General features: G+C 48.9%; 17 protein-coding genes. 11 read left to right on the forward strand and 6 right to left on the reverse strand.

The features are described 5' to 3' along the window. Positions 1-472: 472 nt before the first annotated feature. Complete coding sequence (locus CLV98_RS21935) at positions 473-2,695, forward strand: DUF7133 domain-containing protein (protein ID WP_109678072.1); 2,223 nt, start codon at positions 473-475, stop codon at positions 2,693-2,695. A gap of 97 nt (positions 2,696-2,792) precedes the next feature. Here CLV98_RS21935 and CLV98_RS21940 read toward each other — a convergent pair whose 3' ends face one another. Continuing rightward, positions 2,793-5,354, reverse strand: coding sequence for a WD40/YVTN/BNR-like repeat-containing protein (locus CLV98_RS21940; protein WP_109678075.1), 2,562 nt, complete (start codon positions 5,352-5,354; stop codon positions 2,793-2,795). Between the two features lie 297 nt (positions 5,355-5,651). Between CLV98_RS21940 and CLV98_RS21945 the strand changes: the two genes are divergently transcribed. The 7 genes from CLV98_RS21945 to CLV98_RS21975 all read left to right on the forward strand — a co-directional run bounded on the left by CLV98_RS21945 (position 5,652) and on the right by CLV98_RS21975 (position 14,360). Beyond that, entirely contained in the window at positions 5,652-8,075 is a 2,424-nt protein-coding gene (locus CLV98_RS21945; protein ID WP_109678077.1) for a TonB-dependent receptor plug domain-containing protein, read from the forward strand. A 309-nt stretch (positions 8,076-8,384) separates the two neighbouring features. Next, positions 8,385-10,136, forward strand: a complete 1,752-nt coding sequence (locus tag CLV98_RS21950) for a tetratricopeptide repeat protein (RefSeq protein ID WP_109678079.1) — start codon at positions 8,385-8,387, stop codon at positions 10,134-10,136. Then, positions 10,126-10,944: a lipoprotein insertase outer membrane protein LolB1 gene (gene lolB1 / locus CLV98_RS21955; RefSeq protein WP_109678081.1), complete on the forward strand. Its 819-nt coding sequence runs from the start codon at positions 10,126-10,128 to the stop codon at positions 10,942-10,944. The genes CLV98_RS21950 and lolB1 overlap by 11 nt, the downstream gene beginning before the upstream one ends. Before the next feature lie 93 nt (positions 10,945-11,037). Next, entirely contained in the window at positions 11,038-12,378 is a 1,341-nt protein-coding gene (locus CLV98_RS21960) for a murein hydrolase activator EnvC family protein (RefSeq protein ID WP_109678083.1), read from the forward strand. A gap of 80 nt (positions 12,379-12,458) precedes the next feature. After that, positions 12,459-13,277: a 3-methyl-2-oxobutanoate hydroxymethyltransferase gene (gene panB, locus CLV98_RS21965; RefSeq protein ID WP_109678085.1), complete on the forward strand. Its 819-nt coding sequence runs from the start codon at positions 12,459-12,461 to the stop codon at positions 13,275-13,277. Between the two features lie 42 nt (positions 13,278-13,319). Further along, the gene (locus CLV98_RS21970; RefSeq protein ID WP_109678087.1) at positions 13,320-14,051 is read left to right on the forward strand and encodes an RluA family pseudouridine synthase; all 732 of its coding nucleotides are present in this window, start codon (positions 13,320-13,322) and stop codon (positions 14,049-14,051) included. 6 nt (positions 14,052-14,057) lie between these two features. After that, complete coding sequence (locus CLV98_RS21975) at positions 14,058-14,360, forward strand: DUF6787 family protein (RefSeq protein WP_109678089.1); 303 nt, start codon at positions 14,058-14,060, stop codon at positions 14,358-14,360. 5 nt (positions 14,361-14,365) lie between these two features. On the opposite strand, the gene CLV98_RS21980 is transcribed toward CLV98_RS21975, so the two are convergent. Continuing rightward, positions 14,366-15,793 (reverse strand): DUF5723 family protein, encoded by a 1,428-nt coding sequence (locus CLV98_RS21980; RefSeq protein WP_146202325.1) that lies wholly within the window; start codon positions 15,791-15,793, stop codon positions 14,366-14,368. 4 nt (positions 15,794-15,797) lie between these two features. Continuing rightward, complete coding sequence (locus CLV98_RS21985) at positions 15,798-17,729, reverse strand: RecQ family ATP-dependent DNA helicase (protein WP_229203530.1); 1,932 nt, start codon at positions 17,727-17,729, stop codon at positions 15,798-15,800. A 191-nt stretch (positions 17,730-17,920) separates the two neighbouring features. On the opposite strand from CLV98_RS21985, the gene CLV98_RS21990 reads away from it, so the two are divergent. Continuing rightward, positions 17,921-19,195, forward strand: coding sequence for a D-alanyl-D-alanine carboxypeptidase/D-alanyl-D-alanine-endopeptidase (locus tag CLV98_RS21990; RefSeq protein WP_109678093.1), 1,275 nt, complete (start codon positions 17,921-17,923; stop codon positions 19,193-19,195). A gap of 9 nt (positions 19,196-19,204) precedes the next feature. Here the strand turns inward: CLV98_RS21990 and CLV98_RS21995 are convergent, their stop codons facing one another. After that, positions 19,205-20,902, reverse strand: a complete 1,698-nt coding sequence (locus CLV98_RS21995) for a hypothetical protein (protein ID WP_109678095.1) — start codon at positions 20,900-20,902, stop codon at positions 19,205-19,207. A 36-nt stretch (positions 20,903-20,938) separates the two neighbouring features. Beyond that, entirely contained in the window at positions 20,939-21,961 is a 1,023-nt protein-coding gene (locus CLV98_RS22000) for a toxin-antitoxin system YwqK family antitoxin (RefSeq protein ID WP_229203532.1), read from the reverse strand. Positions 21,962-22,051: 90 nt separating this feature from the next. Here CLV98_RS22000 and fcl point away from each other — a divergent pair, with 90 nt between their 5' ends. Both fcl and CLV98_RS22010 read left to right on the forward strand, forming a co-directional pair. Next, a complete protein-coding gene (fcl, locus tag CLV98_RS22005; RefSeq protein ID WP_109678097.1) occupies positions 22,052-22,993 on the forward strand; it encodes a GDP-L-fucose synthase in 942 nt (313 codons plus the stop codon). A gap of 184 nt (positions 22,994-23,177) precedes the next feature. Then, positions 23,178-23,651 (forward strand): Lrp/AsnC family transcriptional regulator, encoded by a 474-nt coding sequence (locus CLV98_RS22010; protein ID WP_109678099.1) that lies wholly within the window; start codon positions 23,178-23,180, stop codon positions 23,649-23,651. 70 nt (positions 23,652-23,721) lie between these two features. On the opposite strand, the gene CLV98_RS22015 is transcribed toward CLV98_RS22010, so the two are convergent. Beyond that, the gene (locus tag CLV98_RS22015) at positions 23,722-25,227 is read right to left on the reverse strand and encodes a DUF4301 family protein (protein WP_109678101.1); all 1,506 of its coding nucleotides are present in this window, start codon (positions 25,225-25,227) and stop codon (positions 23,722-23,724) included. Positions 25,228-25,256: the final 29 nt, after the last annotated feature.

A 25,256-nucleotide genomic window follows, 5' to 3' on the forward strand; every position in this document is an offset into this window, starting at 1 on the left:
TTCCCAGGGCGATTTTAGTTTTATGATTTGGACATCACAAAGATTAAAATTCAACTGGGAATTTCTTTTTTATAGCATAAGTTTAAACAGCTTCAGTATCAAATCACTATTTTTAGCTTAAGTAAACGACATTGGATTTACTTTATTGAAAATGAGTTTTATCGTAGTGCATATATAACTCAATGTCTGGAAATGGGCTATTCAGATCCTGTTTTTTTACTCTAAGATATAGGGTATGTTTAGTAATTAAAATTGACCTTTAAAGGGAAGTTGGCTTTTTCCATTCCCGTCAGCTGGCATGAGCCAAAGTCTTCCATTATCACTGCTGCTCTGGATATATACTATCTTCCTAGAAATTCCAGACAGTAAAATTCATCTGTTTGATCCTTAACTAATGCGGAGCCAGAAACCTATGCTGGTTTTGGGTATCGGATTCTTGAACGGACCTTATTAAGAACGTAAATTTTTATATATGAGTAAGTTTGGCATAACCATTGGCATTATTTCGGGGATGGTGCTATTTCAAGGGATGAACAGTCCAAGTACGGAGCAGAGGCCGTGGACCTCCATGGTGAGCGATAGCAGCCGTACCCCTCCCCCCCTCACTCCCGAACAGAGTTTACAGACATTTAGAATCCCTGATGGCTACCGTATGGAACTGGTGGCGAGTGAGCCCATGATCACCGAGCCCGTGGCCATTGCCTGGGATGGGGATGCCCGGATGTATGTGGCCCAGATGGAGACCTACACCCAGGATGCCGACGGCACGGGTACCAAGCAAAACAAGAGTAGGGTGCTGCTTCTGGAAGATACCGACGGGGATGGCCGAATGGACAAGCGGTCGGTGTTTATTAAAGATTTGATGCTGCCTCGGATGCTGCTCTGCGTGGACCACGAGCTGCTGGTCAACGAAACGGACACCTACGATATTTACAGTTATGAGGATAGGGATGGCGATGGGGTCGCCGACGTAAAAAAGCCCGTCTATGTACCAGGGAAAAAGGCTCCCGGTAATCTAGAACATCAGCGTAGCGGGCTGGATTGGAATGTGGACAACTATATTTACCAGACGGTAGACCCCGTTCGTTTTCGCTATACTGGGGGCGTACTGCGCGCCGATTCCCTGCCCAGCGGTTCCAATGGCCAATGGGGCCTCACCCACGACGACTACGGCCGGTTGTTCTATAGCAGGGCCGGTGGGGAAAATGCCGGAGCTGGGTTTCAGATTAATCCCAAATACGGGAGGCTCGATTTCCCCGACGATTATGACGAGGCCACCTTTAGTCCCGTATATCCACTAATAGCCACGCCCGATGTACAGGGAGGGCCTATACGCCTGCGTCCCGATAGCACACTCAATCATTTTACGGCGGGCAATGGACAGTCTATTTTTCGGGGCGATCGCCTGCCCGAAGACCTTCGTGGCGACTACCTCATTAATGAGCCCGTTGCCAGGATTATTCGCCGTGCCAAGGTGATCGATCAGCATGGAAAGGTACATCTGGAAAATGCTTATGATAAAAAGGAGTTTATTGCCAGCACCGACTTCTATTTCCGTCCGGTGAACACCTATACTGGTCCTGATGGATTGCTCTACATCGTCGACATGAGTCGAGGAATCATTCAGGAATCTAATTGGACCCGAAAAGGGAGTTTTCTGCGGGGTAAAGTTGATTATTATGGTCTGGCGACGATCAACCAGAGAGGGCGTATCTGGCGACTGGTGCATGAAGACTATAAGCCAGGGCCTAAGCCTAAGATGCTCGACGTGCCCGCTGTTGAGCTGATTCAGTATTTGCAACATCCTAACGGGTGGTGGCGCGACAACGCCCAAAAGCAAATGGTAGTCCTCCAGGATCATAAAGTAGTGGCTCCCTTGAAGAAGATAGTAACCGGTAAAGCGTCGTTCTCGGCTTTAGGTAGGCTTCATGCGCTATGGACGCTAGAGGGCTTGGCATCGGTGGATAAGTCCCTCCTGAAAGTGGCCTTAAAAGACTCGGATGCCCAGGTCCGCCGGGCTGCCATTACCATTAGCGAGGCTTATTTGGACCAAGGCGATGCCGATATGATCGCCGCAGTGGCTGCCCTAAAAAGCGACCCCAGCTACGACGTCCGGGTGCAGCTGTTGCTGTCGCTGGGGGTAAATCCTGACCCTACTGCCAAAAAGGTGACCATGGCGCTGATGGACCATAACGCCGACAAGCCGATTTTCCCGGGTGCATTGGAAAGTCTAAAGCAAAATTATGAAGCAAAAAGATATGGGTCGAAGCTTTCGAATTTTAGCTCTAACGATAGACGGTTTATTTTGTCAGGCATTGGAATTTATGGCTCGTTCTGTGCCCCTTGTCATGGCAGCGACGGCAGCGGACTGGCTAGCAAAGCGGCACCATCGCTGAGAGGGGCCAGTTTGCTCAACGATGAAAAGGATGCAGCCATTCGGGTATTGCTGCACGGCCTACAAGGCCCTGTAGAAGGCCAGACCTACTCCAGCCAAATGCCGGCTATGGGCGATAATTCCGATGAGTGGATCGCCTCAGTGCTCAGCTATATCCGTTTCGAATTTGTAGGCGAAAAGGTAGGCAAAGGGGCCAAAAAGGAGTCGGCGGTAGTGCGAACTGGTGATGTGCGAAAGCTGCGTGAAAAGTACAAAGGGCGCGACACCGCTTGGACGATTGAAGAGCTAGAGCATAATTAATAGGGGCTGTTATAAATTCTTAGGGTTTCATGCTAGCGCATACCAAAGTGCGCTAGCATGAAACCTAGTGAGTTTAAAACCCTAATGATTCCTATCCTTAGGGCTTTTTTAGGGTAGCTTTATACCATCCACTCCCCCATAAGGCGCACCAAAACACACTTTCGTCGCTGTTATCGGGCTTGATATCCACTATTTTATCTGGCTGCCCTAGGTTGGTGTTTACTTTATTCCAGGTATTCCCTCCATCCGTCGACAAGTAAGCGCCTGGGTTCAGGGGGTTGGTGGCCAGGGTAGGAACTTGTCCTGCCGAGCTGACGATGATGATATCGGGGTTCAGCGGCGAAGTCTCCGTTTGCCATACGTTAGGCATGTCGAATATTTTTTCCCAATGATTACCCATATCCTTACTCCGCCATACGCCACCTTCCTCAGGCTTTCCTGAGCGAGAGCCACAGGAGATATACAGGGCGCGGGTCTGTTTGTCGACGAACACATTATTGACCGACTTAATGGGTGCTGGAATACTCATTTTGGACCAGTGCTGGCCCCGATCTGTGGTGCGGTATAGGCCCCCTCCTACGTTGAGAGCCGCATATAGGATCGACGGATCGGCAGGATCCATGGCGAGCCGGTTAACGCTGGAGCCCTTTGGGAAATCTTCGGGGTTATGCTGCCAGGTAAAGCCTCCGTCTGTGGATCGGTAAACGCCATAGCCTCCTTTTTTAAGCTCGGGGCCCCTGCCCCCTCCTACCTCAGTTACGGGTACATAGGTTGAGCAGAAATAGATATTTTCGGGGTGGTTAGGGTCGATCAGCAAGGAATAAGGGACGTTGGCCGTGCGGTGTTCGGGGCTGTCGGCCTCGAAGATACTAGCGATGTCCTCCCAATGTTCGCCGCCATCGGTAGAGCGCCGAAATTTACCCCTATGGTTTTGGCGAAAAGTGAGCAAGTACATCATGTTGGGATTTTGTGGATGCACAGCCACTGTGGCGATAGAGAGCGCGCCTCCCGGGTTCTTCTGCCCTTCGATCTGCTCTACGGCCATGGCGGTTTTATCGGGATAATCATCTAGGCTTGCCGTTTGCCAAAGGCCATGCTCCCCGCTGCAGAAGAGTTGCTTGCCCTTCACACCCGTTTCCAATAGTATGTACCGGCCGGGCAGGTTGCTATCGCCCCGTCCTATCCATTTCTTACTGCCTGGGCTGATTTCGATGTCGTCTATCTGTTTCCATTCCTTTCCTTTACTGTCGGTTCTAATTACCTGCTGGTCTATACAGGCATACACTTCGCCTAGGCTGTTGATCTCCAGGAATCTATTGCCTTGGTATTCGTCATGATGCTCCAGGTCGCTCTGCATATGGGCGAAGGTAACATTCATCCCCAAGGGGTTATTCCTCGATTTCCAGTAGGCACTATCGGTATTTTCTTTCCAGTATTTCCCGGCTCTTACCGTGGCTATCCAAGTTTTTCCTCCATCGGTGGTTTTCCATACGTCGCCCGGGGGGAAGGAGAAGTCATGCTTCAGGTTATGGGAGATATAAATTTCGTTGGCATCGTTAGGGTTCACCACGATGCGGTTAAACACCGTGTAGATGGAGGAGGGAATTCGGGGATATTTTGTTTTGGCTTCGGCAGGGGTTATGCCCAGCCAATAGGCGATGCAACGATAATAGCGTTCCTTGGCACCTTGGTATTGCAGGCGGTTGAGGTCTATGGCTAGGTTGCCGGTGATGCTGGACCAGGTAAGCCCGGCATCGTCGCTCTGGTAGATCCCCCCTTTCACCCGGATGCCGCCTTGATGGTCGGGCTCATATACACTTTGCTCCACGAGGTAGAGCTTAAAGGCACCCGTTTTTGGGTCGTAGAAGGATGTCATATCCCTGCTGATATTATTGGGTAAGCCCTGGCCAGAGGGTTTCCAGTGGAGGCCCCCGTCGGTGCTCCTAAAAACACCATGACCGGTAGCGGCAAGTACGAGTTGGGGGTTGCGGGGGTCTACGATGATCTTGCCTACATCTACTCGTTCTGGTAGGCCATTGGTGATTTTTTTCCAGGTTTGGCCTTTATCGGTGCTCTTCCAGATATGCCCATATACGGCCTGGGGGAGTATGATTCCGTGAGGCTCTTTGAGGCTGTGGTGGTTGTCCTTCACGTTCCAGAAGTCACCCGCTCCTACATACCATACTTGGTCGTTGGTAGGGTCTACGGCCAGCGCTGAATGCCGCTTGCCGAGGTCTCCTATCTGTTTCCAGTGGTGGCCGCGGTCTTCGGTCCGAAACACGAGGCCATCCCAGTCTATAGATAGGGCGAAATTGGGATCCTGTCGCGAAAAGGTTATGTCCAGCACCCGTTTCATATCCAGCCCTTGGCCGTCAGGATCTTTGAGGGTGGCCCACGATTGGCCATGATCCCAGCTACCGTAGCTAACATGCATGTCGGGGCCCATAAATAGCGTGTTAGGGTCGGTGGGGTGGCACCAGAATTCCTCACAGTAGCCCGACATTCCCGGCCCAAATTGTTTCCATTCCAACAGCGGTGTGGACGCTACCTTCTGGGTACGCAGGAGGTCGAAGTACTGACCTGTTTGAGCCCATACTGGTAGGGCATTGAGCTCTAGAAGTAGCAGGCTCAGAGTTAACCAATTTCTTTTGATCATCATTTTGTCATCGGTCCAATAAGTGATAGACAAAGGTGGATTTTCTATTGAATGCCAATTTGGGGAATCTGGGCATTTTATAGTATTATTTTGGTAATTTGAGTTTTTGTGGCCCCAGGCCTACTGGTGTATTAAGGCCTTCCGAACGGTATAAATCTTGTAAAAAAATAGGCTTCACACCCAAAGTTCGGGACCATGGTAGGGGGAGTGGCTAAGCTTCCATCATAAAGCAACTACTTACAACTTAACTAAAAAAAAGTATCTTGCATCCGTTCTATGTAATACAGATTATTGCTACTAATGGGCTTACCGACAAAATCTTATTGGGTCTTAGGATTCGTCATTTTTATGGGTGCCTTTGCGGCCAACACCGATTTTTCGTCTTGGATGGCGGGGAAGCTGCAGTACTACCAACAGGTGCTCCCCCAAGAGAAAGTGTATTTGCATATGGACAAGCCCTACTATACCGCTGGCGATACGCTATGGTATAAGGCCTATGCGGTGGAGGGGGCCTTTCATATGCCCGATACCCTCAGCACGGTACTGTATGTAGAGCTCCTCAATGCGCAAACGGGTCGGCAGGTGGTCGCCAAACGGATTGCCTTGGAAGCAGGCTTAGGCCATGGCGACCTGACCCTGCCCCAAGATCTGCCAGAAGGGGCCTATACGGTTCGAGCCTTTACCCGTTGGATGGAAAATTTTGACCAGGATTACTTTTTTAGCCAGTCCATATATATTTATCAAAATGGCACTACCGCTCCGGTGAAAGCCGAGCCTGGAGTATTTGACCTTCAATTTTTCCCAGAAGGAGGCCAACTTATCGACGGCATACCCACCCGAATATCGTTTAAGGCGGTGGGTAGCGACGGCCTGGGCGCCGATGTGTCCGGATTTATTTTCGATGAAAAAGGCGATACCCTTCAATCGTTTCACACCGAGCATAAGGGCATGGGCCGCCTTCCTTTTACTCCACAAGCCCATAAAAAATATGTGGTTCGGGCGCATATGGGTACGGAGGCCTACCAGCAAATCGCTTTTCCAACCGTGGCGGAAGAGGGGTATTGTATGGTCACCGATAACATTACCTATGGTGAAAAAGTAAGGGTGTTTATCTATGGGAAGTTCCCCGATTCCGCCGATAAGGAGGTCCATTTGGTAGGGCAGTGCAGGGGCGTCTTCGCCTTTTCGGCCAAAGGTATTGTAGGGGCCAAAGGGCTTATGATGAACTTACCCACCACCGACCTCCCCGACGGAATCCTCCAGTTGACGCTCTTCGATGCTTCCCGGAAGGCGGTATGTGAAAGGCTGGTGTTTGTCAATCATAACCGACAATTGTCTATAAAAGTGAACCCAAAATCCCCGGTGGCAGGGCTCAGGGGGGGCATGACCGTCGATATATCGGTAAGCGACCAAGATGGTAAGCCCGTTGAGGCTAACCTGTCGGTGTCGGTGGTGGACGCTGGCCAGGTGGCAACCCAGCCTTATGCCGATAACCTGCTGACGAACCTCCTATTGACCTCCGATCTTAAGGGGCATATCGAGCAACCGGCCTATTATTTCGATAGCAGTGCCAGCAACCGGCGCATTCATTTGGACTATCTGATGGCCACTCAAGGCTGGAGGCGTTTTGCCTGGGAGCAGGTGTTGAAAGACTCCATCGCCAGTCCACCACATTACCTGGAAACGGGGTTGAGCCTGACGGGCACGGTACAAAAAGGTTCGAAGCCAGTAAAGGAGCCTCAGCTACTGTCGGTCGTATACAACCAGGATAGCCTCGGGGGGTTTCTGACTACCGAAACCGACGCCGCAGGGCGTTTTGGAATTTATGGTTTGCACTTTACCGACACCCTTACGGTAAGGCTACAGGGGATGAATAAGAAAGGCAATCAAAATTTAAGCTTCTCTATCGATGAAGTCATATTTCCCAAAATTTCCCTCGTCCAGATCCCCTACTATCCCGTGACCATCGAGAGGAAGGCCCTATTGAATTTTATAGCCCAGGCACAGTCGGACCAGGATATTGAACGCAGCATCAGGGAGAGTAGAGAACGGCTGCTCGATGCGGTGACCATCAAAGGACGTCGGGAAGAAACCTTCGACAGCAGGAAGCTTTATGGACAGGCCGATGCCACCGTGGTAGTGACCGACCAGATGGCCGGAGGGGCTACTAGCATTCTCGACCTGCTGGCGGGAAGGGTGGCTGGAGTACGGGTAATCGGCTCGGGATTTAACGCCCAGGTGTTTATCAGAGGCAATGCCGACGAGCCCCAGTTTATATTGGATGGTATGCCGGTAGACAAAGACCTGGTTACCAATATCAGTGTCTATGATGTGGAATCTATCGACGTGCTGAAGGGCGCTTCGGCGGCCATTTATGGCGGTAGAGGTGCAGGGGGTGTCATTTCTATTCTTACTAAAAGGGGGAATGTGAATTACGACTATAGCAAAGAAGTGGTGCCCGGGGTGCTGGTGGCCAAGGTGGCCGGTTTCGATGCCCCAAGGGAGTTTTACGCGCCTCAATATGCCGTCAATGAACCGATTAGCGGTAAGCCCGATCACCGTTCCACCCTGTACTGGGCGCCTATGCTTAGGACCAATGCAGCCGGGGAAGTATCCTTTCAATATTACCATTCCGACGCCCGAACTGCCATAAATGTCAACGTCCAGGGCCTGTCCGCCGACGGCCGAGCCGGCGTAGGTAGCCTAGGGTACCAGATGGAGTGATGGGGGGCGTAAGGGAAATCAGCACCAATTTTTCTCGTCTGAACGCATCGTTAAGAATACCATATGGAAGGATTTTTAGTTTGCCGACAACCTATTACAGGCCATGGCCCCCACTACCTTCGGAGTCCTGGCACAGACTAGCCGCTAGAGGTACTCCGGGAGTGGGATCGATGCGCTATTCGGAGCCTGCCAGCGGGCAATAAGCTTTATATTGCCCTAGGATCAAAATTTTAGACTGATTACTACGTTAAAAAAAATGGTAACTTTGGTTAATAATTTGTAATACTTGGAATGAGGCCCTGAAAAAATATGCGACAATACGCTTTGAAAATACCTATTCTTATCATCATTGTACTGCTTAACGGTATTTCTCAGGAGGGTTATGCGCAACGTAGGAGTAAGAAAAAGGCCTTACAGACCGAAAAATCGGAGCAGGTAACCACGGGGCTCCAGCAGGAGGCCTTGGTGGCAGAGGGGATGAAGTTCATGATGAAAGATGAACCTGTTAAGGCCTTACCACTCTTCGAGAAATTAATCGATGAAGCCCCTTTAAACCCTACTGGTTATTACCTTACCGCTAAGGCACTTCTGGAAATCAACCAGGTAGAAGAAGCCTTTGTAGCGTCCAAAAAGGCCTATGAGCTCAATAAGGACAACGATTTTTATGCCCAGCAGTTAGCGGAGTTATATGCCAAGAAAAGGAAATATGCTGAGGCGGCTGTGATATATGAGACGTTGATAAAAAAGAGTCCGGAGAATATACAGTACGGCCTGGAACTGGCGGCGATCTATGTTTTTAATGACGAGTTCGATAAGGCCATTCGTACCTACGATATTTTGGAGCGGGCTTTAGGGGTATCCGAGGAGATCACCAAGCAAAAGCAGCAGCTTTATTTAAGACAAAACCAGTTGGAAGAGGCCATTGCCGAAGCACGTAAGTTGATAGAGTCGGAGCCCGAAGAGGTGAGCTATCAAGTAGAGTTTGCCGAGTTGCTCATTGCCAACGACCGTACCATGGAGGCCATTGCTCCTTTGGAAGAAGCCATCCGCATCAATCCCGACGAAGCGCAGGCCCATGTGTTACTAGCCGATATATATCGTAAGAATGGCAATATAGAAAAATGCAACCAAGAGCTAAAAATCGTTTTTGCGAACCCCAATTTAGATGCTGACCCCAAAATCAGGGTGCTCTCAGGATATCTTTCTATGTTGAAAACCAGCGAGGAGAACAATGATGCCCTGCTGTTGGCCAAACAGTTGATGGACACCCATCCGGGAGTTTCTAAGGTGCACGTCATCTATGCCGACCTGCTGATGCGCAATAAGCGGAAAGCAGAGGCCCGCGACGCCTATGTGCGCGCCGCTAACTTAGACCCTTCCGTATTCGAAATTTGGGGGGCGATTTTGCAGCTGGACGGAGAGCTCAACCAGCCCGATAGCCTTTTGGCGCATTCGGAGCAGGCATTAGAAGTGTTTCCTAACCAAGGGATGTTTTGGTATTCCAATGGTATGGCACATCTGATCAATAAGAACTATAAGGAGTCGGTATCTTCTCTAGAAGAGAGCCTTAAGCTGGTAGGGGAGCAAAACGAAATGGTACCCTATATCTATGGCCAGCTCGGCGACGCCTTCAATGGCTTAGGTGACCACGCCAAATCCGACGCCTCCTACGAGCTTTCTCTTAAGGCCAATCCCGAGAACGATCATGTGCTCAATAATTACAGTTATTTTCTTTCCTTACGCAAGGAAAAGCTCGACCTAGCCCTTAAAATGTCGGGGAAGCTGGTGAAGTTATATCAGAATAACCCTACCTATCTCGATACCCATGCATGGGTGCTTTATACCATGAAGGACTACAAACGGGCCAAAGAGTACCTGGAGATGGCCATGAAAGACAGTACGGCGGTGAGTGGCACCATTGTGGAGCATTATGGGGATGTGCTTTTTAAACTCGGTGAGCATGACAATGCCGTGGCGCAGTGGAAGAAGGCAAGGTCGATGGGGGAAACCACAGAACTTTTGGACAAAAAAATAGCTACAGGATCTTTACATGAACAATAGAATAGGAATATGGTGGCTGCTGGTGGTCGTGTTGGCGGTATCGGCCTGTCATCGTCCAAGGCATACGAAGTCGCAAAAGGATAGCATGGTGCTTAGGGACAGTGCTCAAAGTACGGCCGATTCGGCAAACTTAAACATGGAGCGTTTGAAGCTCGATACCTTCGATTTTCAATACCTGACTACCAAGTCCAAATTTTCATTTAAAAACCGCAAACAGGACCTCGATAACGTGACGGTCAATATGCGGGTGAGCAAGGATTCGCTGATTTGGCTTTCGGTGAGTGGAGTAGGGTTAGAAGTGGCTCGAGGCCTTATTTCGCGGGATTCCATCGTTTTCTTGGATAAAATACACAAAGAATACTTCAATGTTACCTATGCCGAGCTGAGTGAAAAATACCAGTTTCAGCTGAGCTATGGGCTCTTACAATCGGTGATCGTCGGCGACCTCCCCTTTCCGGTCGATTCGGCTGTGTCGGTATCGCGGCAAGAAGGACAGTACGTCTTTAGCCAGGTGATAGACCGTATCGTATCTCAAAATTTTGTGGGCATCGAGAACCGCAAATTGTTGGGGATGAAGGCCGTCGAAAATGCAAGTAACAATACCTTTACCATACAATATAAGGATTTTGAAAAAGTAGATGGGATGTTATTTCCCTTCGAGAGCAGCCTCAATCTAGATGTAAGGTCGCCTCAAGACCAGCAGAACTACCAAACACAAGTGGGCCTACGGCATAATAAGGTAGAAGTTACCAACGAAAGCCCCGGATTTCCATTCAGTATACCCAGCAGTTATAAGAGAAAAAGGTAAAAGTAAGAATGTAGGCCCTTGCATAGGGCCAAAAACACCAAGACTGTTTAACTTTGCCTGCCGTTAATGGTATAGATAGCTAGAATATTAAATATGCCCTTTTATACACCACATGCATTTCGTCTGGTTTTGCTCCTCATTATGCTCCTTAGTGCCAGTGTTGGCGTAAGGGCCCAGAAGAGTCGTGAGCAGCTCGAGCGGGAAAAAACTGAGAACCAGAGTAAAATGAAGGAAATTCAGGGGATCCTGAAAGAGACTTCGGCCCAAAAGAGTGTGAACTTAGGCCAACTGAGGGCGATCAATCAGCAAATCAACACCCAGAAAAAACAGATAGACCTGCTATCGGACGACGTGGGCCTATTAAATAAGGAGTTGAATGTGCTCGTAAAGGAACAGCAAGCGCTGGCTAAGAACTTCGAAAAGCTAAAGGAGGAATATGGACATATGATCTACGAGGCCGCCAAACGAAACAGCTACCTCAACCAGCTCGTATTTCTATTTTCGGCGGAGTCCTTCCATCAGTTTGCGCTGCGTTATAAATATCTGAAGCAATATACCGATGCCAGGCAGGAGCAAGCTCAGGAGATGGAAGAGCTTAAGCAGAAACTGATCTCCGAGCAAGCGCGGATTGCCTCCAAAAAGACCGAAAAACAGAAGGTGCTTACCACTCAGGTAGGCGAAAGTAAAAAACTCGAAGGCCTTAAGGCGAAACAAAACGAGGTAGTGGTAGCGCTATCCCAAAAAGAAGCGGAGCTACGCAAGCAGATAGAGCAAAACAAAAGGGCTACCAACTTGTTGGAGGCTAATATTCGCCGTATCGCCGAAAGGGAGCGGAAGGAACGTTTGGAAAAAGAACGCAAGGAAAGGGAAGCCCGGGAGGCACGCATCCGTGCCGAGAAGGAGAGGCTAGCCAAAGAAAACGCCGAAAGAGCTAAAAAAGGGGAAGTAGCTATAGCTCCGGAACCGAAGGAAAAAGAACCTGAAATCGTGAGTGGAGGGCTCAGCGAAGCGGAAACAACCTTAGCATCGTCATTCACGGCCTCCAGAGCCAGGTTGCCTTGGCCGGTAAAGGGCTTCGTTTCGGGGCATTTTGGCCGAAGAGAGCACCCCGTACTAAAAGGCGTTATGGTCGATAACCTAGGCGTAGACATCCAAACCAATAATGGCGAACTGGTGCGGTCGGTGTATGACGGCACGGTGCTCGATGTTACCGAGATGCCCGGAATGGGCGATGTCATCGCCATTCAACATGGGGATTATATGACTATTTATGCCAAAATGAATGGGGTGGTGGTGAAGCCAGGCCAAAAAGTAAAGGCGAGAGACCCCATCGGAAGGGTGGCCACCGATAGCGATGGCACCTCCGAATTACAGTTCCAAATTTGGAAAAACACCTCACGGCTGAACCCTGAAGGATGGCTTGCCCCTAGGTAGGCCGAGCGTCAATTTAATGGGTAGGATGAAGGCACTATAAGTGCGGTTCTACCAGGTTTTATCAAAAAAACATATTATCAATGTCGGTACATAGCTCAGATATAAAACGCGTAACGACCCATAGCATTCAGGAAATGAAGGGGCGTGGTGAAAAAATAACTTGTCTTACCGCCTACGATTATTCTATGGCGGGGATCGTGGATGCCGCCGGGGTGGAGCTCATCCTCGTGGGAGACTCTGCCTCCAACGTAATGGCGGGCCATGAGACTACCCTACCCATCACCGTCGACCAGATGATCTACCATGCGCAGTCGGTGGTTAGGGCGGTGAAAAGGGCCTTGGTGGTGGTCGACTTGCCGTTTGGGTCGTATCAGGGCAACTCTCGGGAGGCACTCAATACGGCCATTCGTATCATGAAGGAGTCGGGTGCGCATGCGGTGAAGCTGGAGGGAGGGCTGGAAGTGAAGGAGTCTATCACCCGCATCCTCAGTGCCGGAGTGCCCGTTATGGGGCATTTGGGGCTTACTCCCCAATCTATCTATAAGTTTGGTACTTACACAGTCCGTGCTAAAGAGGAGGCTGAGGCGCAAAAGTTGTTGGAAGATGCGGCTTTGCTCGAGGAAATAGGGTGTTTTTCGGTAGTCTTAGAAAAAATACCCTCCAAACTCACCCAGCAAGTCTCGGCTAGTGTTCAGATACCCACCATAGGAATAGGTGCTGGCCCCCATGCCGATGGGCAGATTTTGGTGCTACACGACCTATTAGGCATTAACAAGACCTTTAAGCCTCGATTTCTCCGTCAATATGCCGATCTTAATGGGATCATGCACGAGGCCATCTCTCATTATATCGGCGACGTAAAAAGTAATTCCTTTCCCAGTGAAAAGGAATCTTATTGACCACCTCTGTTTTCCAAATTAGGAAGACCTAAAAACAAGTTTATGGCGAAGAGACCATTTAGAATCGTATACGAGGATAATCATTTGATTATCGTCAATAAAGAGCCAGGAGTACTCGTACAAGGCGACAAGACGGGCGATAAATGCCTGTTGGACCTGGTTAAGGAATATATCAAAGAGGAATACAATAAGCCTGGAGCGGTATTTTTGGGGACGGTACACCGCCTCGACAGGCCCGTTAGTGGCCTGGTCGTGTTTGCCAAAACCTCCAAGGCCTTGGAGCGGATGAACGAGATATTCCGTAAGAGGGACGTTCAAAAAACCTATTGGGCAGTAGTAAAAAACCGCCCTGCCACCAAGAAAGGCCGGCTGGTACATTGGCTGATCAAAGATGAAGCCCGCAATGTTACCAAGGCCTACGACTACGAAGTTCCCGGCTCACAACGTGCCGAATTGTCGTATCGCTGGCTGGGGGAAGTCAATAAGCATCATCTGCTGGAGGTGAGCCCTATTACAGGTCGTCCGCACCAGATACGGGTACAGCTAGCCTCGATGAACTGCCCTATTCGTGGCGATGTGAAGTACGGCTTCGTTAGGGGCAATCCCGATGGGAGCATCAACCTACACGCGCGGCGGTTATTTTTTGAGCACCCAGTAAAAAAGGAGCCTATGATTTGCCGTGCCGGCGTGCCGGACAATCCTTTTTGGGAGGAGTTTTTGCCCCTCGACGACGAGGAGATAAAACTGGAGAATATGGGCTATCTATACGAATAGACGGAAATGTTAGAAAAACTAAAGGAACGCTGGAATGTTAAGAATGGCTGGGATGTAGCCGTCATTCTTATCGTTTTTGCCTGTACGGGTTTTTCGGTAATGTTTCTCAAACGTGCCCTGATGGAGGTATGGGGCCTCAATGACGACACTTCCCCTTGGATCCGCTGGGCCATCAATCTGTTGGTCATACTGCCACTGTATCAGGTTATTCTCTTAGCCTGGGGCTGGATATGGGGGAAATATGACTTTTTTTTGGCCTTCGAAAAACGGATGTTTAGCCGTATGGCCGGTTGGTTTAAGCGAAAATAGCCCGGCTATTTTTGTTTTATCCAACGCTTCATCTTCCATACCGACAGGCCTATATAAGCCATGCCGGCACTCTGAGGAGACTTCTTAAACAATACCCCCATATTGTTAAATCCTACAAAAATGGGCCCAAAGTGGCCAACGGCTCCTATGGATACTTTTTTGTTGCCTTCGATAAAGGTGACGGGAAAGGCGATATTGGAGTCTTCGTTTTCGAAGCGGGGTCCAATCGTGAAGGTGCTGGGCAAATAATAGTCCAACAGAGCATCGCCGGCGGGCTTCAGGCGGCTCGTTTTTTCCATATTGATAAAGAAGCCTTTGACAAGCTGGATGTCGGCTTCCAAATGTAAGGCCTGAGGCAGCTGCATGGACCCTCTAAAGGCAGTCGGTTCGCTGCCAGGGTAGAGTTCCATAAAGCCCTGTGCTCCCTTGTCGGCTATGGTCTCTAAGGCGGCTTGGTCTAGGGTAGAAGTGCCCTGAAAGCCCTCTGTTACGGCAACACTGGAGGTGTTATAATGTACGGTTCCTACATCGGTTACCGACGCCGCCAGTCGAAGGATATAGGTGGGGCTTTCGTCGAATTTTTCCTTTTCGTTAACCCAATAATTTCCCAATTCATAAGTAAAGCCTAGGTCTATTCCCCAGCCTTTCCCATATTGATCTCCATCGAATAAGTCGCCTACGCGCAGGCCATTGGTAGGGGCGCTATAGCCGCTTTCGTAAGTAAACTGATTGATGACGAGCTCACTGGTTCCATAGGGGGTGCTTTTTTCTCGAACCTCATAGTTGTCGATGTTTCCCCTTACATAGGCGGTTCTGGCCCCTACGATCCGTTTTACGGTGGCTCCTAGCCGGAGCTTGTGGGCCTCTAAGTCCAAGACCTGTACACCGTAGGAAAAGGCGATCTCCGAAAAGCTGTGCTCGGCCAAGCCCAAGTCTCCCCAGCTACCCGACTCATTGGGGGCCTGCCCGGTATCGAGCCGGTGGTTATAAAGGTTTTGAATGGCCTCTGGCACTTGCAGGCCCTGTACCACCCCTCTCGAACGGAATTGTAATGCCACACTCTGGTACTTATCTATGGCATACAGCACGGATGGCCAACGGATTTCGCTAGCCAAAAAAAGCTCCTTGCCCTGGCTGATGGAGCCCATCGTGCGGGAGCGGCCATATATTTCCTTGGTCGAATGTGGGGTGAGCAGCGGGGTGAGCAGGGAGTTTTTTCCTATATATCTAAAGTACCTATTGGTAATACTGCCACCAAGGCTCAAAATGTTGATCTGAAATTTCTGTTTCGACCCTCCCAGTACCGACGGGTTGTAGGTAGTCCGGTAAAGGCCTCCGTAGTTGCTCTGTTGCAGGCCGGGTATATCTTGTGCTAGTGTGGGCAAGGCCAGTAAAATTCCAACCATGCATGCTCCTAAATGTTTGATTTTCAAATTTCTATTTTTTATTCCAAATAAGTTTGCCTTGTTCATTATACTCAATCTGCTCATTTTCTAGTAACAGTTTTACTGCACGAAGGAAGTGTTTTTCGGGCAGGTGATCAAACCGTTCCCTCAATTGTTTGGGGTGATGTGGGCCGTTTTCCTTGAGGTCTATTGAGATTTCCTTAGCTAAGGCCGCTGTAGCCAATTCTCGCTCCTTTTTCTTTTTAAGACAATTATCACAAATTCCACATTCGCTGGCATCGAATTCGTTGAAATACTCGAGCAGCATCAGCGTCCGGCAGCGGTTGTCGCTAGAAGCATACTCGATGACTGCCTGGGCCTTTTTTCTATCTCTAGCCCGTTTCTTCTTAATTTCCACTACCTGCAAGGGTAATGTAGGTGCGTCGAACCGGGGGGTTAGGAAAGTAAGCTGGGGTTTATCCCGCTTAGGCTCATAGTCTATGATATCTCTTTCTTGTAAGAACCGCAATTTGTTGAGCACCTCCTGAACGGGGGCATAAAAATGCTGTCCGACCTCGGTTTCGTTGATGCGTACATATTCAGAAAACGACTCTCCACCATACAGGCGGAGTATTACCTTGATAAACGAATCGAGGCCGGGATAACGTATCTGAAAATCATATAATTGCCGATTGTCTACCAAGAACATCAGTTTGGAAGGCTCAAAAAAGGACTCGCTCAGTTGTAAAAAACCCTCTTCTTCCAACAGCTTGAGGCTGTAGTGGGTTTCGCTGACGGGGAGTCCGAAAGTCCCGCAAAAATGTTGTAAGTCGAAGTCGTGAATGCTCAGCTCTCCGCTACCTACTGGTACTTTATAATAATTGGCTAGAGCCTGATATACCCTTTTGAGGAGTTCGAAGGGGGGGTATTTCCGTTCTACTGCGTCGAGCAATTCTTCCAGGTCTAAGGGCACAAACAAGGCTACGGCATAGGCTTTATGGCCGTCGCGCCCCGCCCGCCCGGCCTCTTGGTAATAGGCTTCCAAGTTTTCGGGTAAGTCGAAATGTACCACCGACCGCACGTCGGGTTTGTCTATGCCCATTCCAAAGGCGTTGGTAGCCACCACTACCCGCACTTTGTTGCCGATCCAGGCCGACTGGCGGTCGTTGCGCTCCTTATGGCTCAGGCCGCCATGGTAATTTTCGGCACTTATCCCCTGTTTGTTAAGCCAGTCGGCGATCTCCTTGGTGCGTTTGCGGGTTTTGACATACACGATGGAAGTACCTGGAACCCTTTTGAGGATCTGCAATAATTTTTGCGCCTTATTTTCTTCTACAAAGGCCGAGTAGGACAAGTTATCGCGAGCAAAGGACTGTTTGTAAACCCTTACCGTTTTCATTTGAAGCTTGTCGATAATATCGGCACGAACCTCCTCGGTAGCGGTGGCCGTAAGGGCCATCACGGGTACTTCTGGAAGAAGGGCCCGGAACTCGGCGATCTGTAAATAGGACGGTCGGAAATCATACCCCCAGGCCGAAATACAGTGCGCCTCATCGATCGCTAGCAGACAAATTTTCATCTGTTTGGCTCGTTCTTTCATCAGGTCGGTACGAAGCCGCTCGGGAGATACATATAAGAAACGGGTGCTCCCATGGATACAATTGTCGAGGGCAATATCGATCTCATGTTTGTTCATTCCCGAGTGAATGGCTGCTGCAGGGATATGCCGTCTTTTTAGCTGCTCTACCTGGTCTTTCATCAGGGCTATGAGCGGCGTAACTACGATGCATACTCCCTCGAGCATGAGCACTGGTACCTGAAAACAAATGGATTTTCCACCCCCGGTAGGTAATAATAAAAGGGTGTCGTTGCCGTTTATCACCGACAGAATAGCCTCTTTTTGAATAGGTCTAAAACTGTCGTAGTTCCAATATTGCTTTAGGATCTGCTCGGGGGAATTCATGGGGTAATTTCTAGCTTCCATTGGTGGTAAGGCAAAATAAACACTATTTCGGCGTTTTATAGCCTAAGGTGTCCTTTTGATATGCCGTCGGGAGGGTTATTTTTGTGGTGCTAAGGAGAGAGGGGTACTACTGGTTGAGCGTTAACGAAGCTTTTATTACGATCCATTGGAAATACCTTTATATTTGTTTTTTCATTCATTATCCATTTTTCATGCGCACGCTCCTGTTATTAAGTGTGGTCTTGGCTACCACTGGATGTTCTGTTTCTCATTTGGTCAACAAAGAAATCAAAAACTCTTCGGTGCTTAGTCAGCAGCACACCGGACTAGCCGTAAGCAGGCTGGGAGAACAGAAAGAATTGGCATCTTACCAGGGTGATAAGTATTTTAACCCCGCTTCCAATACCAAATTATTTAGCTTTTATGCCGGATTGAATGCCCTGGGCGACTCTATCCCCGGCTTACAATATTTGGAATGGGGCGAGCTGCTCATCATTCGCGGTACTGGCGATCCATCATTATTACATCCCGATCTGCCTCATAGCCGGGTATACGATTTTTTGAAAAGCCGAAAAGAACCCATATTCTATACCCCCTCTCACTATGATGAGAAAATGTATGGCCCCGGATGGGCCTGGAGCGACTATAACGACTATTATCAGGTGGAGCGCTCTCCCCTACCCATTTACGGAAATATAGCCCGGTTTTCGGGTGGTGAAAATGGCTCCCTGAAAGTCCAACCCAATTTTTGGCGTCCGTTTTTTAAGTCGGACACCACCGTAACGGGGATCCAAAGGGAGCGGTTTGCCAATGTGTTCCACCATTCGGCTTGGGGGGTGCCTTCGGGGCTGATCCAAGACGTTCCCGTGATAACTAGTGATTCTCTTACCGTCAGGATGTTGAGCGATACGCTGGGGAAGGATATTAAGCTAATTCATGTGCCGCTGAGTATCGAGCTAGAAACGGTGTATAGCATCCCATCCGACAGCCTCTATTATAGGATGATGCAGGTGAGCGACAACATGCTTGCCGAGCAACTCATGCTGCTCTATGCTACTCAAAAGGGGCTACCACTCAATACCCAAGGGGCCATAAACCACGCCGTAGAAAACTATATGGGCGACCTCCCCGACCGGCCAGTATGGCGCGATGGGTCGGGCCTGAGCCGTTACAACTTATTTACCCCCCGAACCATAGTGGCCCTTTTGCAGAAGATCCATGCCAAAGTTCCTAGCGAGCGGCTCTATACGCTATTGCCCAATGGTGGGCAAAGCGGTACGCTAAAATCCTTATTTAAGGACCAGAAGCCCTTTGTTTTTGCAAAAACAGGATCATTAAGTAACAACTATTGCCTCAGTGGCTACCTGATTACTCGGAAAGGAAAGACATTGGTCTTTAGCTTTATGAATAACAACTATACGGAGTCCACAGCCAGCGTACGCAAGGAGGTAGAACGAATACTTACCAAAATACACGATAAATATTAAAACAGGCTCTTAATCCTTATTTAAGGTCTGCCCTGTTTTATAAAAACGATTCTGGCCATTCCGTCTTTCCACTAGTGTCACCCGATAGTTCCCAGGTTCAATATTGCCAGCGGGTAGGCTAGCGGCGGCATATTTAGAATAATATAGGCCTCTGCGGAGGGTGGTCTTAAGGGGAACGGGCGTTTGGGTAAATGGGGCTATATAGCGATGCTGAGCAGAATGGAGTAGCAAATATAGGCCATCACTATAATTCTTGCCTATTTTAAAAGTGCCTTGGTCGATGGTCATACCGAACCGGTCGTCGGTATCGGTCTGTTTGACGATAGGGAATGGACTGTCCGATAGCCTAGATGAAGGGAGCCCTTCGTGGGGTTGCCATCCTTCAGCCAAAGGGTCTTGAGATTGATAGATTTGCCGAATCTCTTCATAATGTTGCTGGCTCATATTGAACATCCGCAGTCCATGCCAGTCGGCATTATAGCGGGCATTGAACTCCTCGGCAATGGCCATATGGCGCCTGTTGACGGCATCGGCGAAGTTGCCATGAAGGACGGCCAGGTTGAGACCAACGCTCAGCAATACCATGAACCAAATGGTGATATGGCGACTCTTGGGCCTTACGCCAAGGTAGAGCAGATACATCCCCAGCAAAAATAAGGTGCTATAAATGCGGTAGCGGCCTTTGAACATCCCGATGTATTCGTCGGTTGGTATGCGCTTATAGGTCAGCGCCAAGGCGGTGATTACCACGAAGGCCAGAATTCCTATAGCAAACAGGGCCAAAGGGTTGGAATAAGGCTTTTTTTTGCTGACGCTTTGCCATAAAAGAGGGATTTGGCCTATCAACAAGCCGACGGTCAGCAGGGCCAGCAGCAAGCCGGTGATGGAGGCTATATACAGGTTGGAGGTGGTGAGGCCGTAGGCATGAATGGTAGCGTGGGAGCCTAAGAAACCAAAAAAACCTAAGATACCTTGCTCCACCTGTCCCATATTACTGATATCGAGACTTTTGGTAATCGGTTGAAAATCGGTAAAGTACAATTTGGATACGATCAAAACCGTAACAAGGGTAATGCCTACCTGCACATAGTTTCTTCTAAAGAGCTGCATCATGGCCAGTACAGGGAATACCAGCAGGCCGTTGCCATAGCTATAGGTGGCGCATAGGGCCAGCAACAAAGATAGGGCCAGCCAGTTGGGCCTGAAAGCCGCAAAGTAGAGGCTTCCTAACATAAAAAAGAGTACTCCGAAGTTGCAGAGTGAACTTACCCCCCACATCATGTTTTCAAAACACCCGACGTTGAACCAGAGCCACAAGACCGGGATGAAGTACCAAATGGACCGCTCGGCGGTATGTAGGGCCTTATAAAAGTAAATGGCACAAGCTCCCCAACACAAGTTGGCGACTACCATGAGCCACACCAAGTCCACCCTGCCAAAAAGATGGTAAAATACCAGAACTACCGATCGGGAGAACACCAGCCGGTGCTCAGGGAATAAGGTGGTGAGTGCCACCCAGCGCTGCGCCCAGGTTGCCCCTTCAAACTCGGGAACGATGCCTAAGATCAGGATATCGTCGAAAGCTAAATAATTGACATTAAGTGCCAAGCTACCGAAAAACCAATAGTAGATTAATATCGGAATACCGGCTGCGGCAATGGCTAGTATACGGGAGTAAGTGGGGTTACGCAGTAAAGCTGGAATCATGAAGTCGTATTGTGGATGATATTTGGGAGGGGAGGATTAATTTTCTTCCTCTTCCACGTCGGCCGATGCCCGAGGGTCGGTAGAAGAATCGTAGGTAAGCTTTCCCTTATCGTCCCATTCGCGAATTATAAAAGGCTCGAAATCCTCGTCCCAGGCCGTCTTAGGGTATTGTATCTCCTGTTTTCTTTGCCGCCTAAACTGGTAGTATTCTATCCAGCGACCTACTTTTTCGCCGTGGTCATACTTCCCTATGGCCTTTAGCTGTCCTTCCTTATAAAATTGGAGATATTCCCCTTCGGTGGTGCCAAACATGATGGGGACTACCTCTTTGATCTGAGTATGGGCGGAATCGTAATAGGCAATATGGGACTCTGCCGGAAATCCCTTATCCCAAATCGACTTATCGATTAGGTTGTATTTGGTATCATATTTTACCCAGCGCCCATGCCGAGTTCCCATATAATAGTATCCTTCTTCGATCAGGTTCTCACCCGAAAACTTCTTGTAGGGACCATGCAACAGCAAGGAGCGTTCCTTGTTTTTAATAATAGAGGAGCTCAATCGCTTTACTTTGGTGTCGTACCATCTGATGTTGGCGATGCGTACATAGGGGTTCATGGGCTTATATTCCTTCAATACATGGAACATTTCGACGGTAGCTCTGTCGCCACTACCATGTTTTACAGAAATGGCCTGCATGGGGATGCCTTCATATTCTACTTTGGCAAGCTTAGCCAAGGCTTTTTTTCGCTTTTTCTCGGCCTTTTGGTTTTTATAGGCTGTGGCCCTCAAGCCCAGGTCGGGGATGGTCTCGTTGAAAAGGCTGGAGATAGACTTCGACTGTGGGCCCACTCCTGGCACGGAGCCACCGATCGCCGAGTCGAACCCAGAGATCAACGCCGCTATTCCGGTTTTGGGCTTAGCCTGGCTTGTATCGGTCTTTACACGTTCTTTGGGGAGCCATGACGGGGTAGAGGTAGCCGTTGTAGGAGTTTGTCCTTTAACAGTGGCTACCGAAATAAACAGCAGAAAGCAATGAATCCAATATTTACCTGGCATTTGTTTTAAGTTTTTCTTCTTACGAAGATTATTAACTTTGTAACGGCACAAATCTTTAATTATTGATTTTCAGCACAAATTTAAACAACATTGGAAAAAAACGCTAAAATATACATCGCCGGCCACCGGGGGATGGTCGGCTCTGCCATACTAAGAAAGCTACAGGCAGAAGGCTTCACCAACTTTGTCCTTAGAACGTCCAAAGAGCTCGATCTGCGTGATCAGGCTCAGGTTTCGGCTTTTTTTGAAGCCGAAAGACCTGAATATGTATTTTTAGCTGCGGCAAAGGTCGGCGGAATTATGGCCAATAACATCTATCGGGCCGATTTTCTTTACGATAATTTACAGATTCAAAATAATGTCATTCATCATGCCCATTTGCAGCAGGTCAAGAAATTGCTGTTTTTAGGTTCTTCTTGTATTTACCCAAAGCTGGCTCCGCAGCCTCTCAACGAGAATGCCCTGTTGACAGGCACGCTGGAGCCCACCAATGAGCCCTATGCTATCGCCAAAATATCGGGGATTAAAATGTGTGAAGCCTATAGGAGCCAGTATGGTAGCGACTTTATCTCCGCCATGCCGACCAACTTATATGGACCCAACGATAATTATGACCTGAACAACTCCCATGTGCTACCCGCCATGATTAGGAAGTTCCATGAAGCCAAAGAAGCAGGCCAGCCCACCGTAGCGTTATGGGGTACGGGCTCCCCCTTGAGGGAGTTTCTGCATGCCGACGACCTGGCCGATGCTTGCTATTTTTTAATGCAAAACTACAGCGACTCCGGCTTTGTCAATGTGGGGGTGGGTAGCGACGTCTCTATTAAGGCCCTGGCCGAGATGATCCAGTCGATTGTGGGCTACGAGGGTAATATTCACTGGAACACCGACAAGCCCGATGGCACTCCTCGAAAATTAATGGATGTTAACAAACTTCATGACCTAGGTTGGAAGCACCGAATAGGGTTACAAGAGGGCATCGAAAGAACCTATGCCGACTTTCTTTCAAAAATAGCAGTTTACTCAGTTTAATTTTGACATTCACCAGTTATCGGCATTTGGGCCCAACAATTACAGCGTATTTGGCGATTTGACGTATGATAATTTGTTGTATTATAAAATTTCCAGTATATAATTATAAGGATGTTCCGTAAAAACTGATAGCTTTGCAACGCCTTTGCTTCAAAAGGTTATACGAAAACTTAGTCATAGAAAAATGTCCACGATTATAAAGCTTGACCAGATCGACAGAAAGGTTCTGGAAATATTACAAATGAATGCTAAAATTACGAATGCTCAGCTTTCGAAGGAGATCGGGTTGTCGCCCGCCCCAACTTTGGAACGAGTGAAGAAATTGGAGCAGTCGGGTATTATTAAGAGTTATCATGCACAGCTGGAACCCGAGCGGGTTGGATTGGGCGTGAGCACCTTCGTTCAGATCTCCCTGGTGGGTCATCGTCGGGCGGTTACAGAGTCGTTTGTAGAAAAGATTCAGGCTATTCCAGAAGTAGTGGAGTGCCATCACATTACCGGGACAGGCGATTTCCTTTTACGGGTTATCTCCAAAGATATCAGCACCTATCAGACGTTGATGCTAGAGAAAATCAACGAAATTGAAGAGGTGGCCAGTACCCAGACGATGGTCATTCTGTCTACCTTTAAGGAGAGCAAAGTGTTGCCTATCCCCTGATCTGGGCGCCATTCAATAGCAAAGAGGCCGGTGAATCCCAGGATTCACCGGCCTCTTTGCATATCGGGCTTTACGCTCCTTGGTGTTGATCTCTTAACAGGTCATTTACCGTTTTTACGGGGTTGAAAGTGATGAGTGGTACTTCCACAAATATGGTGTTCCAATCGGCCATCGCTCCATTCCATAGGCCGGGTAGCTCCTGAGCCTTGAGCTCCTTCCCATTTTTTGATTTATTGGTAATAAAACCGGTCAATGGGTCTCTAAATTTTTTCAGGTCGTAGGCTACTCCTTGGCGATTCTTGATAGCACATACCAAGTCGACGGGGTTGAAGTGGGTAGAGTTTTTGAAAATCTCATTTTGGCTTTCATTGTCTAGGTCTACCTGAGCCGACTCAACGATCTGCAGGGAGGATGAGCCGTCGGCGTTTTTGGCCCAAAAGGGTCCTCCGCCAGGTTCTCCTTGATTTTTTACCATACCACAAGCACGAAGCGGACGGTCTAGCTTGGCCAGGTAATAGGCCTTTTTCTCTTCCGTAGTAAGTGCCTCAAAGCCAGCGGGTGGACTCACACACAGTTGATTTTGGAAAAATGTAGCCAGCTCGGCGTAAACCCCTTCGTCGGCAGTGCCATTTTGAAGCTTATCCATAAAGCTCCAAATTTTCTTTTGGCTGTCGAGAACGATACCAGCAAGGGCCTTTTTATATCGGATAGTGTCGTCCTTTAGGCGGTCGGGCACTACGTTGTCTATGTTTTTAATAAAAATAATATCGGCATCGAGCTGGGCCAGGTTGTCCAACAAGGCGCCATGACCCGCCGGACGGAACAATAGGTTTCCGTCTTTTTCGCGGAAAGGGCTGTTGTCGGGGTTCACAGCAATGGTATCGGTAGCGCTTTTTTGTTCCGAAAACGATACAAAGTACTTTACTCCATGTTCGGTTTGGTAGGTAGGCAAGGCCTCTACGACCAATTTCTCGAACTTGTCGCGGTGCTCGGGCGATACCGTGAAGTGAATTTGGACATTGCCTCCAGCGTTGGCATATTTGGCGCCCTCTACCAGGTGCTCTTCCAGCGGGGTGCGGGAGCGGTCGCTGTAGTTATGGAACTTCAGCAAGCCTTTGGGTAGTTCCCCATAGCCAAGCCCCTTGTCGGTAAGGAAATAAGCCGCAATTTGTGTTTTGCTGGCCGTAGCTAGGTCGAGGCCGTCGGCCTCTAAGGCCGTTTTTAGGTCTTCATAAAATGCAAACTGGTCGATATTATCGAAAAAAGATTCTACCGAAGCATCCGATTTTCCACCTTCTAAGAACCCAAACAGGGCCTTGAACATCCTCGTAGCCGCTCCTGAAGCCGGTACGAACTTCATAAGGGTAATCACCCCGTCGGCAGCCAGCTGATCGTAGGATTCTACCACCCGCTCAATTTCCTCGCTCGTCAGGCTCATCAGCCCGTCGCCTACAGTCGCCGCTTTCGAAAGATTGAGGTAAGGGAACCCGTTGACGAAATAGTCAATCTGCTGCAAAACCGTGTCAGTATCGCTACCCCTTTCTTTGATCTGTATAATATCGTTTTCTTGAAACATATATCTTATTGATTTTAACAAATACTACT

Origin of the sequence: Dyadobacter jejuensis (assembly GCF_003149085.1) — a bacterium.
Taxonomy (GTDB): domain Bacteria; phylum Bacteroidota; class Bacteroidia; order Cytophagales; family Spirosomataceae; genus Dyadobacter; species Dyadobacter jejuensis.

Excerpts from the sequence above, each read along its gene's own strand:
- CLV98_RS21935 (WP_109678072.1), top strand. The coding sequence starts at position 473 with ATGAGTAAGTTTGGCATAACCATTGGCATTATTTCGGGGATGGTGCTA.
- CLV98_RS21940 (WP_109678075.1), bottom strand. The coding sequence starts at position 5,354 with ATGATGATCAAAAGAAATTGGTTAACTCTGAGCCTGCTACTTCTAGAG.
- CLV98_RS21945 (WP_109678077.1), top strand. The coding sequence starts at position 5,652 with ATGGGCTTACCGACAAAATCTTATTGGGTCTTAGGATTCGTCATTTTT.
- CLV98_RS21950 (WP_109678079.1), top strand. The coding sequence starts at position 8,385 with ATGCGACAATACGCTTTGAAAATACCTATTCTTATCATCATTGTACTG.
- lolB1 (WP_109678081.1), top strand. The coding sequence starts at position 10,126 with ATGAACAATAGAATAGGAATATGGTGGCTGCTGGTGGTCGTGTTGGCG.
- CLV98_RS21960 (WP_109678083.1), top strand. The coding sequence starts at position 11,038 with ATGCCCTTTTATACACCACATGCATTTCGTCTGGTTTTGCTCCTCATT.
- panB (WP_109678085.1), top strand. The coding sequence starts at position 12,459 with ATGTCGGTACATAGCTCAGATATAAAACGCGTAACGACCCATAGCATT.
- CLV98_RS21970 (WP_109678087.1), top strand. The coding sequence starts at position 13,320 with ATGGCGAAGAGACCATTTAGAATCGTATACGAGGATAATCATTTGATT.
- CLV98_RS21975 (WP_109678089.1), top strand. The coding sequence starts at position 14,058 with ATGTTAGAAAAACTAAAGGAACGCTGGAATGTTAAGAATGGCTGGGAT.
- CLV98_RS21985 (WP_229203530.1), bottom strand. The coding sequence starts at position 17,729 with ATGGAAGCTAGAAATTACCCCATGAATTCCCCCGAGCAGATCCTAAAG.
- CLV98_RS21990 (WP_109678093.1), top strand. The coding sequence starts at position 17,921 with ATGCGCACGCTCCTGTTATTAAGTGTGGTCTTGGCTACCACTGGATGT.
- CLV98_RS21995 (WP_109678095.1), bottom strand. The coding sequence starts at position 20,902 with ATGATTCCAGCTTTACTGCGTAACCCCACTTACTCCCGTATACTAGCC.
- CLV98_RS22000 (WP_229203532.1), bottom strand. The coding sequence starts at position 21,961 with ATGCCAGGTAAATATTGGATTCATTGCTTTCTGCTGTTTATTTCGGTA.
- CLV98_RS22010 (WP_109678099.1), top strand. The coding sequence starts at position 23,178 with ATGTCCACGATTATAAAGCTTGACCAGATCGACAGAAAGGTTCTGGAA.
- CLV98_RS22015 (WP_109678101.1), bottom strand. The coding sequence starts at position 25,227 with ATGTTTCAAGAAAACGATATTATACAGATCAAAGAAAGGGGTAGCGAT.